This is a genomic window from bacterium, assembly GCA_014360495.1.
Lineage (GTDB): Bacteria > Armatimonadota > JACIXR01 > JACIXR01 > JACIXR01 > JACIXR01.
Genome location: JACIXR010000005.1, coordinates 55497 through 72808, shown reverse-complemented (window position 1 = coordinate 72808; position 17312 = coordinate 55497). Strand labels below are relative to the sequence as shown.

Here is a 17312-nt window from a genome sequence, read left to right as displayed (position 1 = left end):
CTTTTCTCCATAACTGGCTCGTGCCCTTTAAATAACAAAGTTATGTGGCTCGGCTTTGCTATCCCGTCCATCATCTATACACTGAACACTTTTCAAAAAGCTTTTCCCAACCTTCCCTCAATAAATCTCAATATAAATCTCAAACAATACCTCACTGGACGTCCTTGGGATAACATTGAATATCTTTACATCTATATCTCTTTTGCCACAATCGGTTTCTTCTACCTTCTCCCTACCCAGCTTCTATTTAGTTTCTGGGTCTTTTACTTCTTCTTCAGAGCTCAGGAATTGATAGCTGTTTACCTCGGCGCGGAAACTACTATAGCCCCTCACTCTGGAGCCTCTCTTTTCCTCTCCTACGAAACAGCGGGAGCTTTCTTCGTGACCGCTGGATATCTCTTTTACATTGCCCTTCCCCATCTTAAGAAGATTGTGAGAAACGAATATAAAAAAGAAGACGAGGTGATTCCATATAAAGTTGCATTCTGGGGACTCATCGCTTCGCTTCTCTTTATTTGTATTTGGTCTAATAAAGCGGGATTAGGTTTGGCTATTGCCCTATTTGAGTTCGGTATTTACATATTCGTTGAAGCCCTCGTGATGGCTCGGGCAACCTCGGAAGGCGGTATGATTATGATATGAGCGAGGGTTGCTTCAACCCTATAGAGATTTACTCCTTGTTTGCCTCCCCAAGTTCGCTCGGCGCAAGAAACCTCTCCCTTCTTCCATTTATGGATTCCCTTTTTACGAGGGATTTGAGAGGAATATTGATAACAGCATTCCTTGATAGTTTCAAAATCGGGGATTCATTGAAAGTCAAAAGGAGAAATTTAGCGATTGTATTTGGGATAGCCGTTCCCTTCTCCATTTTGATAGCCACCATCTTTCTTAGGTGGAGCAATCTTTACCCTCTTTTTAATAATTATGAGAAAGAGGTTCTGGTGGTTTCCCTTCCACCCACTCGGCTTCGCCCTTTCAACTTCCTGGGGAGTGATAGTCTCTGGTTTCCCATCTTTTTAACTCTCTATGCCTGCCTAACAAACAATCCAATTCCCTTTTTCCCATGCCCCTGATTCTCCTTGCTATGCGGATTGGAAAGCCTTTATTATTTAAACATGATGACCTATAAAATTCTCTTCCCAATCTTGTTTCTTCTTACCTTAAGCGCTAAGCTCACATTTCCTCTCAGCATAGAAAAACTTATCGTCGCCCCGGTTCTGCCTTGCAAGGGTGAAAGGTTTAAGCTTCGCATTAACTTGAAAAACGAAGAAGATAAACCAATTGAAAATGTCTCCATATCTCTTTACCTCCAAGACGGTGGAAGAGAGAAAGAAATAAAGAAGATAACAATTCCAAAGTTAGAAACTGGAGAAAATAAATTGGAAATTGGGGAATGGATAGCGAAGGAAAGCGGGATTTATAATTTGAAGGTAAAAGTAATAGCTAAGGGGAAAGTTTTCTCTAAGGAAACGAGTTTTCCGGTGGTGGAAAGAAAGGTGGAGTTTGCCTGGTATGGAACACCTAAGGATTTGAAGTTCCCCACTATATGCACAACGATTAGACAGGAAGAGATAGAGGAATGGCTTTGGGAAGGAAGGATTCCACTGGTTTTTAAGCCTGGGGTTTGCTATTGGAGTCAACATCCCGAATCCAAGATAGAAGAGCAAGTCGCCTGCTGGTCAAATATACCGAAGGGAGCGGAGGGAATAGGGATAGACGAGTATGGCGCCTGTGAAGTAAGCGACAAAGTATTGGAAGCGATAAAAATGTTCAAAAGAAATAATCCCAATCTCAAAATCGCCCTATGGACAACTGGTGGAGATGAAGAAAAGCTTTCCCCATATGTGGATTATTTTCTACCCGAAGTTTACTTAAACTATCACAATATGCATCTTGGAGTATTAGAAGAAGCCATTAAAGGGATAAAGGAAAAGAGATTGGAAAGGCAAACCCTTATTGGATTAGGGATAAATTATGAGCCCCAGCACAGAACTCTTTTGACTGCACCCGCTGAATTGGAGGAGCAATTCAGGTTGATAAAATCCTCCTGCCCAGATATTTTGGGTGTTGCAATCTTTTATTATGGCAGCGTTCCACAGCTCGACAGGCTCTCGGACGAACTTTTTTATCGCTATTTCGTCCTTCCCGTTTATTCCTATGAATGGACAATTGGAAAGGAAAAGGGAATCGCAAAGGTGAAAGGTAAAGTGAAAAACATAGGGAATATGAAGGGAAAGGAAGTAGAAGTCCTTCTTTTAGTTGATGGGAAAAATTTCAAGAAAGAGAAAATAGATAACCTCAAGGTCAATCGGGAAAAGGACTTCACATTTGAACTCAAGGGTTTGAAGAAAGGTTTTCACATAATAAGAGTGAGAATTATTGGGGATGCAAACTCAACCGTTTTGAATAATGAAAAAGAGGAAGTTTTGGCTGTAGGCATCTCTCCCCCGAGCCCATCTTCCTCCAAAGGCTTCTCAGCCCTTTGGCTTCCGCCCTCACCTATGAAGAGGGAAAACCAGCCATTGTATTATAAATTGCCCAAAGGATGGCGTTCAGCGCGAGTCATCTCAATGGACCAAAATGGAGTTCTTCTCAAGGAATTCCCTTGCCAGATAAACAGTGAAGGAGAGGCAATATGGATGGAAGATGAAATACCGGCAGGTGAAAGGCGCTTCTATTTGCTTTTTGAGGTAGAGAGAAAATGCTCTACGATATTTTTCATTAAAGAGAAATGGACATTTGAGAACGAATATTATAGGGCAAGCTTTGATTTAGAGAGGGACGAGTTAAACGAGCTAAGCGTTGAGGGAGAAAACCTATTTTCTTCTCCATGGAAATTGGAACTCCAGCCAGTGAAAAATCTCAATATTTTAAGGGAAAAAATAGCTCTTAACCAAGGTGAGGTCTTCAGTGAGCTGGTGATTCCCTTTGAGAGCGAGGAATTGAAGGGCTATAGCAGATACACTCTTTTCAGGAAGAGTCCTTTAATTGAGATAAGAAGAAGTATAACGCCTAAAGGGGAAATTGAGACCGAAGGGGCAAGGGAGGGGGCTTCTTTAACCCAAAGGGAAGGCGTCTTTCAAGCCTACGCTGGTGAGGGAGCGCTAAGGATAAGCAAGGGGAGGTTGGAGGTAAGCGATAAATATCGGGATTTGTATTTCGGTTATTTGGGCAGTTCGCCATCTCCGGATAACAGGAGAAAGGCTGGCTGGTTTGATTTCTCCTGGATAGACCCTCCAATTGGACTTGGAATAGCTATAATTGAGCGTTGGATAGATAGCAAGAGCAAGACATATGATGTAACCCGCTTTTACGATGGAGGGGATTGGATTGACATATTCTATGTTTTTCAAACGAAGTCCACTCTAAATCGTCAACAAGAATCAAAGGTCTATCTTCTTCCCCATAGATTTAGCGATTTGGAAAAAGATAAATCTCCCATTCAGCCTTTCTATTGGACTGCAAAGAAAGGATTGAGAGAGGCTTTTCTATTACCTTGAGCGATTTCGGGAATATATTGAAGCGTCAGCTACCTCCGGCATACATCCTTTACCGTGGGTTTTGGTTTAAATATTTTAGCGTTTCAATTTGCCGATTGGAAAATTTGTTGATAAAATTTATATGCCAAATGGCAAGGTTAGAAGAAATGTTAACTGCCTTAGGTGGTAAGGAAAATATTGAGAAGATGGACGCCTGCATCACCCGTCTTCGTTTGGAGGTAAAAGACCCTTCCAAGATAGACGAGAAAAAATTGAAAGAATTAGGAGCCTTAGGGATAGTGAAGATGGGCAAGGCTGTGCAGGTTGTTTTCGGCACCACCGCTGAGTCCATAGAGGCGGAGTTGAGGAAACTCTGGAAGGAATGAAAATTGCTGTTTGCCCCGATTCATTCAAGGGAAGTCTACCCGCCTGGGAAGCCGCTAGGGCGATTGCAAGGGGATTGAGAAGCGTTTTCACTAATGCAGAGATAAGGGAAATACCTCTTGCCGATGGCGGTGAAGGGACAGCTTTTGTAATGGCGCTCGCAACCCAGGGAAAGTTGATCTATAAAGAAGTCACAGGTCCATTAGGGGAAAAGGTTAAAGGTCATTACGCCATTTTAGGCGATGGGAAGACAGCCGTTGTGGAGATGGCTCAGGCTGCTGGGCTTTCCCTTGTTCCTCCCCGAAAGAGAAACCCTATGAAAACGACAACATATGGTGTTGGTGAACTGATCAAGTTCGCCCTTGATCAAGGAGTGGAGCGAATAATCGTAGGAATTGGCGGTTCGGCAACTAACGATGCGGGATTGGGGATGGCGCAGGCATTGGGAATAAAGGCTTTGGATAAGGATGGGAACGATGTCCCTTGGGGAGGCGAGGGACTGTTGAAATTGGAAAGAATAGAGATTGAAGGGCTTGACGAACGGATAAAAAATGTTAAAATTATAGTTGCTTGTGATGTTCAAAACACCCTTTTAGAGGCGGCGTCTATTTATGCGCCTCAAAAAGGGGCGAGTGAGGAAGAAGTGATACTATTGGAGGAAGGGTTAAGGCGTTTCGCGGAAGTAGTTAAGACCTGCCTCAACAAGGATGTATCCAATCTCCCCGGTGGAGGAGCAGCTGGAGGCTTAGGTGCTGGTCTTGTTGCTTTCCTTGATGCCTCCCTCTCCTCTGGAATAGACACGATTTTGGATTACATTGGTTTTGATGAGAAAATAAAAGATGTAGACTTGATATTCACGGGCGAGGGTAAATTGGATAGACAAACTGCTTACGGAAAATCAATTGCCGGTGCGATTAAAAGGGCTAAAGGGAAACCCGTTATAGCCCTTGCAGGAGAGATTGATGAAGGCTTTAATCCCTCCCAAGTGGGAATAGAAGCCGCCTTTTCCATTGTCAATGGTCCCATAACCTTGCGCCAATCGATGAAAAAAACCTCCTTGCTGTTGGAAAACACAGCAAGAGAGATAGCAAAAATTCTAAAGATAGGGGGTATGTTATTATGAAAGAGCTTGACCTCGTGACGAAGATTGTCCTGGAAGAGGTCGAGAAAATCGCCAGAGAACATTCTATGAAGACCTACCTCGTCGGAGGCTTCGTGAGGGACTGGCTATTGGAAAGAGAGACAAAGGATATTGACCTCGCGACCGACGGGGACCCACTTCTCCTCGCCAACGATATTGCTTCCCAGTTGGGAGGAAAAATCATCGTTATGAATGGTTACAGGGTGATAAGGTGCCTCTTGCCCGGCAGGATACAAGTAGATGTATCCAGCCTGAACGGTTCGATTGAGGAGGATATGGCAAGAAGGGACTTCACCGCCAATGCTCTGGCTGTCCCTCTTGACGACTTAAACACACTCATAGACCCCTTCAACGGCAAGAAGGACATTGAGGATAAGGTGCTCAGGATGGTCTCGGAAGAGGCTTTCCTTGAGGACCCGTTGAGGATGTTAAGGGCGATAAGGTTGGCAGCGGTATTGGGCTTCACAATTGAGGAACAGACGAAGGAAGCGATAAGACGCAATGCTCCCCTTATCACCCAGGCACCACCCGAGAGAATAAAGGAGGAACTCTTCCTCCTCTCCCGTGTCACGCCTTGCTACTCTTATTTCTACTTAATGGAGGAATTAGGACTGCTTATGGGGATTCTTCCCGAGCTATCAGCCTTGAAGGGTGTTGTTCAGGATGGCGAGGATGTATTTGAACATTCCGTTGAAACCCTCAAACATCTTGAGGAATTGCTCGCCGAGGACTTTGCCGATGTAAAGCTTGATAGCAAAGACCAATTCCTCCTAAAATTGGGGGCTCTCGTTCACGATGTTGGTAAGTTCGCCACTCGTCGTGTTGAACCCGATGGCACGGTAAGATTCATAGGGCACGATGTCCTCGGAGAAACAATGATGAGGGAGCTGGGCAGAAGATTGAGGCTCTCCAAAAAGGATGTTAAGACCCTTAGGAGATTGGTAAGACATCACCTTCGCCCAAGCTTCCTTAGCCATTTCGGCGAGCTCTCCCATAGGGTCGTTTTCCGCTTCTTCCAAGACCTCAAGGAAGACGCAATTGCGCTCCTCCTCCTTTCCTATGCGGATAGACTGGCAACGAAGAAGGTAAGCCCCGAGGATTTGGAGAAACACAAGCAGCTAACATTGAAACTTATAGATGAAGCTAAGAAGGAAGGACGCAGGCCGAGAAGGCTACTCAGCGGAAGGGATATAGTGCAGGAATTCGGCTCTCTTCCCGGACCCACAATAGGTAGGTTATTGAGGCTTGCGGAGGAAGCTTACGCTGAAGGCTTGATAAGCACAAAGGAAGAAGCTTTGGACTTCGTGCGCCGCCTCATTGATGAGGAATCCTGAAAAATGGGCTGACCTCCACATCCATTCCTCTTTCTCAGATGGAGAGTGGAGCCCAAAAGAGATAATTCAGACCGCTTCAAAACTGGGTCTTTCCGCTATAGCTATCACTGACCATGATACTATAGCGGGAGTGAAGGAAGCGAAAAAAATAGCTTCAACGGCGGGGATAGAGGTTATCCCCGCCGTTGAAATAAATACCGATTACAACGAAAAGGAAATCCATATCCTCGGCTATTACCTTGATATCAACTCTCCCGCCCTTTCGGAGGGACTGAAGAGGCAAAGGGAAGCCCGTTTGAAGAGAAACGAGGAAATAGTTGATAAGTTAAATAAACTTGGCTTGAAGATTTCCTTTGAGGAGGTTTTGGGATTAGCAGGTGGGGAATCTCTGGGGAGACCCCATATCGCACAGGCATTGGTAAACAGAGGATATGCCCAATGTAAAGAAGAAGCTTTCGCAAAGTGGCTGAAGAGAGGAAGCCCAGCTTATGTTCCCCGCCGTTCAATCTCTTGGCAAGAGGCTATCAAATTGATTAACCAAGCAAGTGGAATAGCAGTCCTCGCCCATCCCGGTAAATCCTATGTTGACTACCTTATCCCCCAAATGATTAAGGAGGGTTTAGAAGGCATAGAAGTATGGCACCCATCCCACTCCCCCGACGATAGCGAACGCTATCAACAAATGTGTGAGGATTTATTTCTCCTTCCCACCGGCGGCTCAGATGCTCATTCTTTCAATGATATTCCTTTGATTGAACAGTTTAAGGTCCCCTTTATATGTGTGGAAAAACTCAAAGGGAAAAAGCGGTAGGGTTTAAGCGAAGGGTTATTATCTTCCAAGGCTCTACTTTTAGGGAAAGCTCGTTTCCCTTAATTTCAATCTCTGGTCCCTTCAAAAAATTGCCGAGAAAATCCACAGCGATAGCTTCTTTTATTTTGAAGGGAAGTTTTACTTTAGCCTCGGTTGATTTACCCTCTATTTCATAGAATCGCAGATAATAATCCCCCTCATGGAAATAGAAAGCCGTGAGCACAAGGTTCTCGGGCTCAAGGGAAAGAAAGGAAAAAATGGGTGGCAAAATAGGAGAAAGAGACTCCTTTTCCTCGCCATCCATAAAAATTAAATCCGGAGGATGGCGAAGGAGCAAAGCTTGTTTATATACTTTTCCCTCTCTCCAATCGCCTTTGTGAAGCAATATGCTCCCCTTGAAATGATGGAGCCCTACGCCCTTCCTTTGATAATTGATATCCTTCTCCCACCCTTCACAGGTTATGATGCTATTTATGAGGATGTGATAAATCGCTCTATCTTCTTCATCAAATATAAAGTATCTATCTCCATCGTGCGAGATATAGGCAATTCCTTTTTGGGAATCACTCCAATCAATAAAAGACCTAACGAAGAAGGCACCCTTCCTCCATCGTTCTATATTTCCGCCACTTCCTTCCACGGGTCCATATATTTCCTCTGAGAGGTCCTTTCTCTCCACCGCAAACGGGGTATCGCCATAAAGTTCTCCCTCAAATGGTAAGGGATTAACAAGGGCAATAAAACCATCCTCACCTCGCCAGTCAATAAGGGTCTCAAATTCTATTCTCTTTTCGCCACTATAAAGGTGAATTTTTTGCTCTATTTTGTGAGAGTTGACCTTTCCCCTTCTTAGAAAGCTCTTGAACAAAGGGCCATCATTGACCTTCTCCACTGCATCCCATTCCACCTTCCTTTTATCCAATATCCTACCCATATGTAGTTCCGCAGTAACATCAACAAGAAAAAGAACGAGACCGCCAAAACCGACATCTCCTTTTTCCAATTTTACTTCCCCTATCTCTTCCTCCCTGAATCCGATTATTTCCCCTCCTTGCCAAATCGGTTGTAGAAAACTTCCTTCTTCCAAATCTTTAGGCTTCTCTGTTTCAACTGTTATCGTATTGTAGCCAAGGGGAGGGAGGAAAACCCTGGTCAAGACCTCCAATTCCCAGCCGGATAGACCAACTTCTCTAATCCTTTGATAGGCAATCTCCCTACCTGTCCCGTCTTTGAGGCGGATGAAGGGAGGTATCTTCTGGGGGAAAGAGAGAACCATCGGTATATAGATTCTTCTTTCCCAGGGTAGAGGATTGAATGCAACGATTACCTCTTTCTCCTTTGGAGAGATGTGATTAGAAATATCCTTTAATGCCTTGATTTTTATTCCCTTTGCTTTCCCAATGGTCTGCTGGGCGAGAGAATAGAGGTTGTCAAAATCCTCCTGGAAAAGCCACTGTGTAGCATGGGCAGAATAATTAAGTAGGTTTTCCCACAAGGGTTGGAAGCAATTTGCCTCCCAACTATATCCGAGCGCTTTAGCTATTGCAGACCAAATCTCTCCCAGACGCAGTTCCTTATCTGTTTCAATCCGCAATTTCCAAAGACCCAAAGAACCACCGAAAGCGGCGTTGTAACAGACATCACAAGGGTCAAGAGAACCCCTAACTATCGGGAGTTCTTCTTTGTTAATCTCCTTGAAGAACTCCAAGGGTGTTGCAAAGACCATAGGTATATTCTCCCTTTTGTTCCACTCTTCAACAAAGGCTAAGAGCTCCATCTCCTCGTCTGTCCATAGAGCACGGAGAGGACGAGCATCATCGTTGCCATGACTTATCCAAATCAAACCCGTGGGAGACAACACAGCGCGATAACCTATCTCCCTTTCCCACCAAAGTGCCTTAATCTCTTCCCATCTATCCCTAAAATCATCAGGAAGCATATCTTTAGTGCATAATCCTCCATAACAGGCTCTATGAGCTATTATTCTGGAGCCATCCAAACCCTCCCAGATGAATTCATAGGGTATTTCCTTGTGATTGAGCGCGACCTCCGGTCGCCAAAAGATAAAATAGCGATAGCCAGCAAGGGAAAGCACTTGTGGCATCTGGGGATGCCCAACAGCAACATCAACCGCATCCCCATGTGCAGACAAATTCGCTTCAGGGAATAAGGACCGGAACTTTTCCTTGCCTATTATTAAATTGCGAATATACGTTTCCTCCTCAACCATATTTGGGCGAATATTGGAATAACCTCCACATATCGCTATCTTTCCCTCTTTTATCCTTTCCCTTAATTCTTTTATCCTTTTAGGTGAGCGTTTCAAAAAGGGAGTCAGTTGGCATAAGTAATTATCCATATACCAACGAAAATTGGGATGTTGGGAGATTATATCCAAAACCTCGTTGAAGACAAGGTCATAGCGTCTCTCGTGCCAGAGCCTTGTGTGAGTCCAAGCCCAGTCGGGATGGCAGTAAGGGACGATGAAGATTTTCCTTATCGGTCCTATCCTTTTTATCATTTTCCAAGATTCCCCTCTTGGGTCCTCTTTTGTCTCCCCTACTATGTAGAAGCCGAATTTTTTATAAAGAGCTATCGCCCTCAAATTATCCTTCATAGTTATCAGCCTGAGTCCTCTCTTCTTCCGCTTCTCTGCTTCTTGAACCAATTTACCCAATAAGGCTTTCCCCACTCCCCTCCCCTGGTATTCATCGGCAACGCAGATGCCTATTGAGGGAAGTTCTACATCCTTAGGCTCCCACCAAGCATAGCCTATTATCTTCCCATTTTCCTCTGCGACAAGGCAAAATATATCTTCCCTATTAACAAAGGCTAAGGCGGAATCCCTTGTTAGGGGGTAAGGATGAAAGAAATACTCCGTTTGCGGAGATAGACTTTCAAGAAAACTCCCTAATTTCTCACCATCGCTCTTTAAAAGCTCTCTTATAATCATCGGCTTTAACTCAGCCTTCCCTCTAAAGGTCGGTTATGGTAACCGTTCCCTTCTCATCTACCTCCCAAGTGCGAAGCAAGACCTTCTTTATTTTTCGTTCTTGGAGCAATTTACGAGTTTCCTCCAATTTGCTCTTTGGAATGTAAAGCCAAAAAGAAGGGAAAGCTTTACTTAACATCTGCCATCTATTCGCTGACTGGGGGTCAATTGCTTCCTCAGTTTCCACTTCACCTACGCCGATGACCTCGCTACTATCCATTTTTAGAACTACTATGCTTGGATAAAAGACATTCGGACCTATCCTAATTCCTCGCTCCTTTCTCTCTCCTATATTGGAGAAAACCTCCCATTCGGGATTGTCAAAACGCTGTCTTATGATTTCCCTTACCAGCTTTTCCTTCTTAATATCTATTTCAATCACCTCCCTTTAACATTCTCTCCATTTCTCTTCTCATATCTCTCTCCGCTATCTCCCTGCGCCTATCGTATAGCTTTTTCCCCTTCGCCAATCCTAATTCTACTTTTGCCCATCTTCCCTTTATATAAACTCTTAAAGGAATGAGGGTATAACCACGCTGAAGAACTTTTCCCATAAGATGCCTTATCTCCCTCTTCTTGAGGAGCAATTTTCTCGGGCGACGAGGGTCAACATTCAATCCCCTTGCCTTATCATAAGGAGCTATGTACATATTCATTAACCATATCTCTCCCTTCTCTATCTTTGCAAAGCTGTCGCTTATGTCCACCTTCCCTTCCCTCACGCTTTTTATCTCCGAACCAGTCAAGGCTATACCGGCTTCTATATTATCTTCTATCTCGTAGAAGTGGCTCGCTTTTCTGTTCGTTGTGATAACCTTCATTTTTCCTCTAATACTGCGTTATATCCTGATTTCTTCAGTTCATCCACAAGGTTCTGGGCGTTTTCCTTCTGAATAAAAGCTCCTATTTGCAATTTATATTTGCCATTTGAAGGCACGAGTATGGCTTCCTTTCCCTGATTTTTCAATTCCTCCTGTGTTTTCTTTGCCTGCTCCTCATCCATAGGACCAATAGTCACTTTGTAAAGCTTCTTTGGGGATTCCACGGGTGCCTCTTCGCTGGTTGGTGGTGGAGTCGTTACTGCCTTTGGAGGTTGAGGGATGTTGGTCGGAGTTATTGAGATTTCCGGTTTAGGAGGAACAGAGGGTTTTTGTATCCGGGGCTTGGTTTGGGAAGGAGTAGCTTGAAGGGAGGGAGTAGTCTTGTGGGGTATAATGAAGATGGGGGTTGAGGGTGGCGTGTATTGCTTTTGTGGAACAGTTCTTCTTAACGGTGGCATTTCTTCGTATCTTTCTTCGTATCTTTCGGAGCTGGAGAGTTTCCACCCAGTGAAGAGCCCCAAAACAAAGGAAACCCCAAGGACGCAAATCACGCCCATCACAAGCAGAATGTTCTTAAGCAATCCCGACTTTTCTATGCTTATCACTCCTTTCTATAGGCATTATAATCAATTAACAAAGGAGAAGTCAAGGGTTTAGGTTTTGTTGCAAAAACCCTGTATCTTGACAATTTATAATTTTAATGAATTATGCAACAAAACCAAGATTAAAAAATTGCTTGCATTGAAAATTTGCTTGCTTCATAATTTAACCGTTATTAAAATTTAATAACAAAAACAGCTGAATTCAATAGCCAAGCTCAAATGATAGATGCGACGCAAAAAAGATAAAGAAGGAGGTCGAAGAAATGGAGGTATTGAAGGTATCTGCTAACTCTTCTCCTAAGGCGGTAGCCGGTGCTATTGCGGCGGTAATGAGAAGGGATGGGCAGGTCATCGTGCAAGCGGTTGGAGCGGGAGCCGTTAATCAGGCGGTGAAGTCAATAGCCATAGCGCGGGGATATGTAGCGCCAAACGGCATAGACCTTGTAGCTGCCCCTGCCTTCCATTCCGTCAACATCGACGGTGAGGAACGAACCGCTATACGCTTCCTCTTGGAATCCCGCACCAAATAAAAAATAGGGCAAGTCATGTAAAGTAAAAGAAAGGGTCCCAGAACCCGAAGGAAACTCTTGTGCAGAGGATGGTTATAGCCATCTTCAGTGAGTCTTTTACTCCTATTATAAACGGAGTCTCTATATCTATTGAAACTTTTGCCAAGCATTTGCAAGAGCTCGGATGCAAATTATATTTCTTCGCCCCCCGTTTCCCTGGCTACAAAGATAAAAACGCTTCTGTATTTCGTTTCCCCTCCTTCCGCTTCCCCCATCACCCCGAATACCCCATCCCCATCCCCTTCTCGCCAAGAATATTTGAAGCCTTTTCAACCCTAAATGTGGATGTCGTCCATCCTCAAACTCCTTTCCTCTTGGGCTGGACGGCAAGGCACTTGGCACGAAGGAATGGGACAGCTCTCGTCACCACCTACCATACATTCTATGAAGAGTATTCCCATTACGCCTACCCCCTCCCTTCCTTCTTGGTCAAACCCTTTCTCCGTAAACTAAGCAGGAATTTCTGCAACCTCTGCGATGCGGTGGTCGTTCCAAGCAAGGCAGCCGAGCAATTGCTGAGAAGTTATGGCGTTTATCGTCCAATAGAGGTCATTCCCACAGGGTTAGAGCTGGATAATTGGTATAAAGAAGAAGACCCTTCTTTCCCTCGCCTTTCCCTTGGCATTCCCTCAGATGCTTCCATCTTAACCTATGTTGGTAGGCTCGCGGTGGAAAAAAATGTCCAAATGCTTCTATTATCCTTTAGGAAACTTGTTGAAAAAATTCCCAATGTTTACCTTCTCCTTGTTGGTTCGGGTCCTCAGGAAGAAGAGCTCAAGGTTTTAGCGGATGAACTTGGGATTAGTGATAAATGTAGGTTTTTGGGATTCGTTGATAGGGAGAAAGTAAGGGAATGCCTCTCCGCAACAGATATCTTCCTTTTCCCCTCAAAGACGGAAACACAGGGATTAGTGATGGCAGAAGCACTTGCTATGGGTGTTCCCGTTATTGCAGCTGATTCATTCGGCGCGAGGGAATCAATCCGTGAGGGTCTGGATGGATTCATCCTTCCCGCTGACCCCGATGCCTTTGCCAATGTTGCGGGTGAACTTCTGAGGAATAGGGAGAGACTTAATAAAATGAAGGAAGAAGCGTTGAAAGGAGCAAAACGTTTCTCCGCTAAGGAAAGCGCGCGAAAACTCCTCTCCCTTTACAAAAGGGTCGTAGAGAAAAATAAATCAAAATGAAATATATCATAATTCTCCTTTTAACCGTTTCCATTCTTGCCCTCCCCTCAGATGAGATGAGATGTTCAATAACAAGTCAAGGGCTTTATGTAGCAATAAGAGGAAAAGGAATAGTTAGAAGGTCGTCCATTGCCGTCGTTTCACAGGATGGGGTGATTTATGATAGCAGTAAAAGAAAGATAACGGTTAGGGAGGAAGGGAACTCCTTCATTTGGCAAGATGAAACATCGGAAGTCTCTTTAATTTATAAAGTATCTTATATAGAGGAAGGAATAGAGGCTGTCCTCCGCATAAAGCTTAAAAAGAATATCCCGGCTACTCTCCAATATTTTGTTGCCCAGTTACCGATAAGTCAATTCGCAGGTGCAACTTTCAAATCGGATAAAAAATCGGGAAACATTCCCGTCGTCAGCAAGGCACAGAGGATAGAGGAAGCATACCTTGCAGAGGATTTTCAATATATTTCGCTCAGAACCACTTTAGGAGAACTCAATTTATCCTTTGAAGGAGAGGGGAAAAAAGTCCTAATAGATGCCCGCTTACCCGTTTGGAGCAAAGACGAGCTATGGGTTGGATATATGGATAGCCCGTTGAACTTTGATAAAGAGTCGGTTTTCCGCACTGTCTTCAAATTCACTCCCACTATGAAGGTGGAAAAATCGCTCACAAGCGTAGTCAAAGCCACATATAAAGATAACCTTATCCAACGAAACTGGAATTTTCCATTTCTCCCTCCCCCAAAGCAATCAATTCTTGACAACGATTTCTTCCTTCTCCGCTCCTCCAAGATAATAGTTGACTCCTCCCAGAACCAAATAGACGGAAGAATTATCGCTTCTTTGCAGGAGGTTTTAAAGGAACAAGGGTTTTCCAGCCAAGTTTTGCTTTCAAACGAACCATTGAAGAACTTGCCAGGCAACATTATCCTAACGAATAACGAAAACCTCATAAAGGATGTAATCACTCCAGAGGAAAGCGCAATTCTCAATGAACCTCTTAAGCCAGAGGGATATTTTCTAATCGTCAAGCCCAATTTTGCCCTCCTTTGTGGAAAAGATGAAAGGGGGCTTTTTTATGCTGTGCAAACTCTTAGATGGTTATTTACAAAGAATGGAATAAGGTGTTGTGTCATAAAAGATTATCCCGCCTTTCCATTTAGAGGAGTTCATTTCTTCGCTGACAAGTTCTCTCTTGCTTTTTATCTACAATTGATAAAGAAAATCCTCGCTCCCATGAAGATAAACACGATTGTTTTAGAATGTGAGTATGGAGAGTGGAAAAGCCAACCCAACCTCAAGAATGATTGGACGATGACCCAAGAGGAAATCAAAACCCTTGTTAAAACAGCAAAGGAAAATTTCATAGATGTATACCCATTAATCCAATCATTCGGTCATGCGGAATGGGCGTTTCAAAGGAAAAACAATCTTGATATTGCTGAGGACCCTCAACGCCCTTATGCCTTCTGCCCTTCCAATCCCCGCACCTATTCTTTCTTATTCAGCATATATGAAGAGGCAATCAACCTTTTTGAGAGGCCCGCTATCTTCCATATCGGGGCTGACGAAGTTGAAATGATTGGAAGATTCCCCAATCCAAATTGCCCATATGGTTGTGGAACCAAAGATATCGTCAGCTTATATGTTGAGCATATAAAGAAGATTTACGATTTTCTTTCTCAGAAGGGCTGTAAGGTCATGATTTGGGGCGATGAATTACTCGCCCCAGGCGAGGCAGGAGATGCAACCCATGCCCAAACCAAGCAGGAAGCGGAGGGAAAACGAAAGCTTCTGCCAAAAGACATAATAATAGCCGATTGGCACTACAACCCCTTTGAAAATTATCCATCAATCGGAATCTTTAAGCAGGCAGGTTTCACTAACATCATAGCTTGCACCTGGTATAGACCTCAAAACATCTATAAATTTTCTCAATCAGCATATAGACAAGGAGCTATGGGACTGCTACAAACCACTTGGGCTGGTTTCTACAATATTCAATCCCTATCAAAGAGCTTTAACCAGATAGCCCCTTATGTCCTAAGCGCCATATATGCTTGGAATCCAGATGCACCTGCCCCAAACCTCCTTCCCCACATAGCGGAACTCTTCAAGGACCTCTGGGAAGGCGGAATGGAAAGAGAGGGAAGTGGCTGGCTTCTGGATTTGAGCGATTCAGGTGTAGTAGAGTTCGCCGATATCCCTTCTGGTGAGAGATTTTTAGGTGGAAGGAAGTTTATCGTTCCTGATAAGAAGGTGTCTTTGCAGGGACAAAATCCATTTGCTTTTGATGCTCCCACAACAATAGAGTTGAAATTGCAAGCGCCTTTGCCAGCAAAGGAAATATATTTTCTCCATACCGCGGTAGGAGAAGAACCGCCCGATACACCAATTGGTGAATACGACATTCAATATGAGGACGGTGGGAAGGAGGTATTGGTTCTATCCTTGGGCAACAATATTATGCCCATTGGGAGCGATAAATTGACGATATGGCTCTCCCCTCCCCTCTCAAATAGAGTGCCTGGCTTGAGGATTTTCCTCTGGAAGAATCCAAATCCCCATAGAAAGATACAAAAGATAAAAATCGTTTCTTATAAAACAAGGAGCTCTATCCTATTAGCGGGTATTAGCGTCCTCGCACCCTAAAATTCACCCACATCTCTCAAAACCATTAGAAAATTGACAGAGGGTTGGGCATGTCTATAATTGCAATTATGCGATTTTTTCTTTTTAATAGATTGGAGGTGTTAAAAATTGGCAAAATTGGCTATATTGGGCGGCAAGCCCGTGAGAGAGAAACCCTTTCCATCTTGGCCGATTTGGCGGGAAAAAGAGGTTTCGGCGGTAGCCGATGTGGTAAGGTCAGGGAAATGGGGGACAAGGGGACCAAGGGCGGAGGAATTTGAAAGTAAATTCGCTGAATATTGCCAGACCAAATATTGCGTCTCCCTCACTTCCGGCACAACAGCTCTATATCTTGCCCTCTGGGTCTGCGGTGTTGAGCCAGGGGATGAAGTGATAGTTCCTCCTTATACATTTATCGCTACCGCTAATGCTGCCGCTATGTTAGGAGCGGTTCCAGTCTTCGCTGATATAGATTTGAAGACCTTCTGCTTAGACCCATTCTCCGCAGAGGCGCTCATCACTCCACGCACCAAGGCAATAATTCCTGTCCATCTTGGCGGAGAACCGGCGAACATGGATGCCTTCCAGGAAATAAAGGATAAATATGGCTTAGCTATAATTGAGGATTGTGCCCATGCACACGGCTCGGAATGGAAAGGCAAAAGGGTTGGCTCTCTGGGCGATGTCGGCGCCTTCTCTTTCCAAGAGTCAAAGAATTTACCCGCGGGAGAAGGAGGTGCTATAACAACTGATAATGAAGAATTATACGAATACGCTTTCAGCGTCCATCATGTGGGAAGGAAAAGAGTGGGTGGTGAATGGTATGAGCATTACATCCTTGGCGCAAATATGAGAATGACGGAGTTCCAAGCAGCAATTCTACTCTCCATGATGGATAAGATAGAGGAGGAATTCAAAAGGAGGGAGGAAAACGCCCTCTATTTGGATTCCCTCCTAAAGGGAATAGAAGGTATAATCCCTCAGGAACGGGATGAGAGAGTCAATAGGAGGGCTTATCATCTCTATGTCTTCCGCAATCAAAAGGAAGCTTTTGGAGGGGTGGATAAGGATGTATTTATTAGAGCGTTGAACGCGGAGGGAATTCCCTGCTCAGCGGGATACAGCCTGCTTTGCGACGCCCCAGTCTACGCACAAGGGCATTTCGGTCCTTTCGGAAAGCTATTAAAGGATGAGAAATTCGTTAGAGAGCCACTCACAAATGCGAGAATACTTGAGAAGGAAAGTGTATGGCTATTTCATACTCTTCTCTTAGGCGATAAGAACGATGTGGAAGATATAGCGGAAGCTATAAGGAAAATTAAGGAAAATGTTGATGAATTGAGAAAAGTGGAAATTTAAAAAGGA

The 17312-nt window shown here is 44.2% G+C and carries 15 protein-coding genes; 10 read left to right on the top strand and 5 right to left on the bottom strand.

What is annotated here, in order from left to right; all coding sequences use genetic code 11:
• Nucleotides 1-42: 42 nt before the first annotated feature.
• Nucleotides 43-642 carry a hypothetical protein gene (locus tag H5T88_05445; protein ID MBC7329789.1) on the top strand — a complete coding sequence of 200 codons (600 nt, stop codon included), beginning with the start codon at nt 43-45 and terminating at the stop codon, nt 640-642.
• A gap of 28 nt (nt 643-670) precedes the next feature.
• Here H5T88_05445 and H5T88_05440 read toward each other — a convergent pair whose 3' ends face one another.
• Nucleotides 671-901, bottom strand: a complete 231-nt coding sequence (locus H5T88_05440) for a hypothetical protein (GenBank protein MBC7329788.1) — start codon at nt 899-901, stop codon at nt 671-673.
• A 214-nt stretch (nt 902-1115) separates the two neighbouring features.
• Here H5T88_05440 and H5T88_05435 point away from each other — a divergent pair, with 214 nt between their 5' ends.
• The 5 genes from H5T88_05435 (at nt 1116) to H5T88_05415 (ending at nt 7149) form a co-directional block, all read left to right on the top strand.
• Nucleotides 1116-3500: a hypothetical protein gene (locus H5T88_05435; GenBank protein MBC7329787.1), complete on the top strand. Its 2385-nt coding sequence runs from the start codon at nt 1116-1118 to the stop codon at nt 3498-3500.
• Between the two features lie 128 nt (nt 3501-3628).
• Nucleotides 3629-3865 (top strand): PTS glucose/sucrose transporter subunit IIB, encoded by a 237-nt coding sequence (locus H5T88_05430; protein ID MBC7329786.1) that lies wholly within the window; start codon nt 3629-3631, stop codon nt 3863-3865.
• The gene (locus H5T88_05425) at nt 3862-4986 is read left to right on the top strand and encodes a glycerate kinase (protein MBC7329785.1); all 1125 of its coding nucleotides are present in this window, start codon (nt 3862-3864) and stop codon (nt 4984-4986) included. Before H5T88_05430 ends, H5T88_05425 begins: the two co-directional genes overlap by 4 nt.
• On the top strand, nt 4983-6338 hold the full coding sequence (locus H5T88_05420; protein ID MBC7329784.1) for a CCA tRNA nucleotidyltransferase: 1356 nt from the start codon (nt 4983-4985) through the stop codon (nt 6336-6338). The genes H5T88_05425 and H5T88_05420 overlap by 4 nt, the downstream gene beginning before the upstream one ends.
• Nucleotides 6325-7149 (top strand): PHP domain-containing protein, encoded by an 825-nt coding sequence (locus H5T88_05415; protein ID MBC7329783.1) that lies wholly within the window; start codon nt 6325-6327, stop codon nt 7147-7149. Before H5T88_05420 ends, H5T88_05415 begins: the two co-directional genes overlap by 14 nt.
• On the opposite strand, the gene H5T88_05410 is transcribed toward H5T88_05415, so the two are convergent.
• The 4 genes from H5T88_05410 to H5T88_05395 are packed head-to-tail and all read right to left on the bottom strand — an operon-like array spanning nt 7130 to nt 11567.
• Nucleotides 7130-10102, bottom strand: a complete 2973-nt coding sequence (locus H5T88_05410) for a GNAT family N-acetyltransferase (protein ID MBC7329782.1) — start codon at nt 10100-10102, stop codon at nt 7130-7132. The two genes, H5T88_05415 and H5T88_05410, sit on opposite strands and share 20 nt — an antisense overlap.
• 22 nt (nt 10103-10124) lie before the next feature.
• Entirely contained in the window at nt 10125-10523 is a 399-nt protein-coding gene (locus tag H5T88_05405; protein MBC7329781.1) for a hypothetical protein, read from the bottom strand.
• Nucleotides 10516-10962, bottom strand: coding sequence for an SsrA-binding protein SmpB (gene smpB, locus H5T88_05400; GenBank protein MBC7329780.1), 447 nt, complete (start codon nt 10960-10962; stop codon nt 10516-10518). The genes H5T88_05405 and smpB overlap by 8 nt, the downstream gene beginning before the upstream one ends.
• Nucleotides 10959-11567: an SPOR domain-containing protein gene (locus tag H5T88_05395; GenBank protein MBC7329779.1), complete on the bottom strand. Its 609-nt coding sequence runs from the start codon at nt 11565-11567 to the stop codon at nt 10959-10961. Before H5T88_05395 ends, smpB begins: the two co-directional genes overlap by 4 nt.
• Nucleotides 11568-11827: 260 nt before the next feature.
• Between H5T88_05395 and H5T88_05390 the strand changes: the two genes are divergently transcribed.
• The 4 genes from H5T88_05390 to H5T88_05375 all read left to right on the top strand — a co-directional run bounded on the left by H5T88_05390 (nt 11828) and on the right by H5T88_05375 (nt 17306).
• Nucleotides 11828-12094 (top strand): stage V sporulation protein S, encoded by a 267-nt coding sequence (locus H5T88_05390; protein MBC7329778.1) that lies wholly within the window; start codon nt 11828-11830, stop codon nt 12092-12094.
• Between the two features lie 59 nt (nt 12095-12153).
• Nucleotides 12154-13320 carry a glycosyltransferase family 4 protein gene (locus H5T88_05385; protein MBC7329777.1) on the top strand — a complete coding sequence of 389 codons (1167 nt, stop codon included), beginning with the start codon at nt 12154-12156 and terminating at the stop codon, nt 13318-13320.
• Nucleotides 13317-15968, top strand: a complete 2652-nt coding sequence (locus H5T88_05380) for a family 20 glycosylhydrolase (GenBank protein MBC7329776.1) — start codon at nt 13317-13319, stop codon at nt 15966-15968. Before H5T88_05385 ends, H5T88_05380 begins: the two co-directional genes overlap by 4 nt.
• Before the next feature lie 108 nt (nt 15969-16076).
• Nucleotides 16077-17306 (top strand): DegT/DnrJ/EryC1/StrS family aminotransferase, encoded by a 1230-nt coding sequence (locus tag H5T88_05375; protein MBC7329775.1) that lies wholly within the window; start codon nt 16077-16079, stop codon nt 17304-17306.
• The last annotated feature ends 6 nt before the right edge of the window (nt 17307-17312 follow it).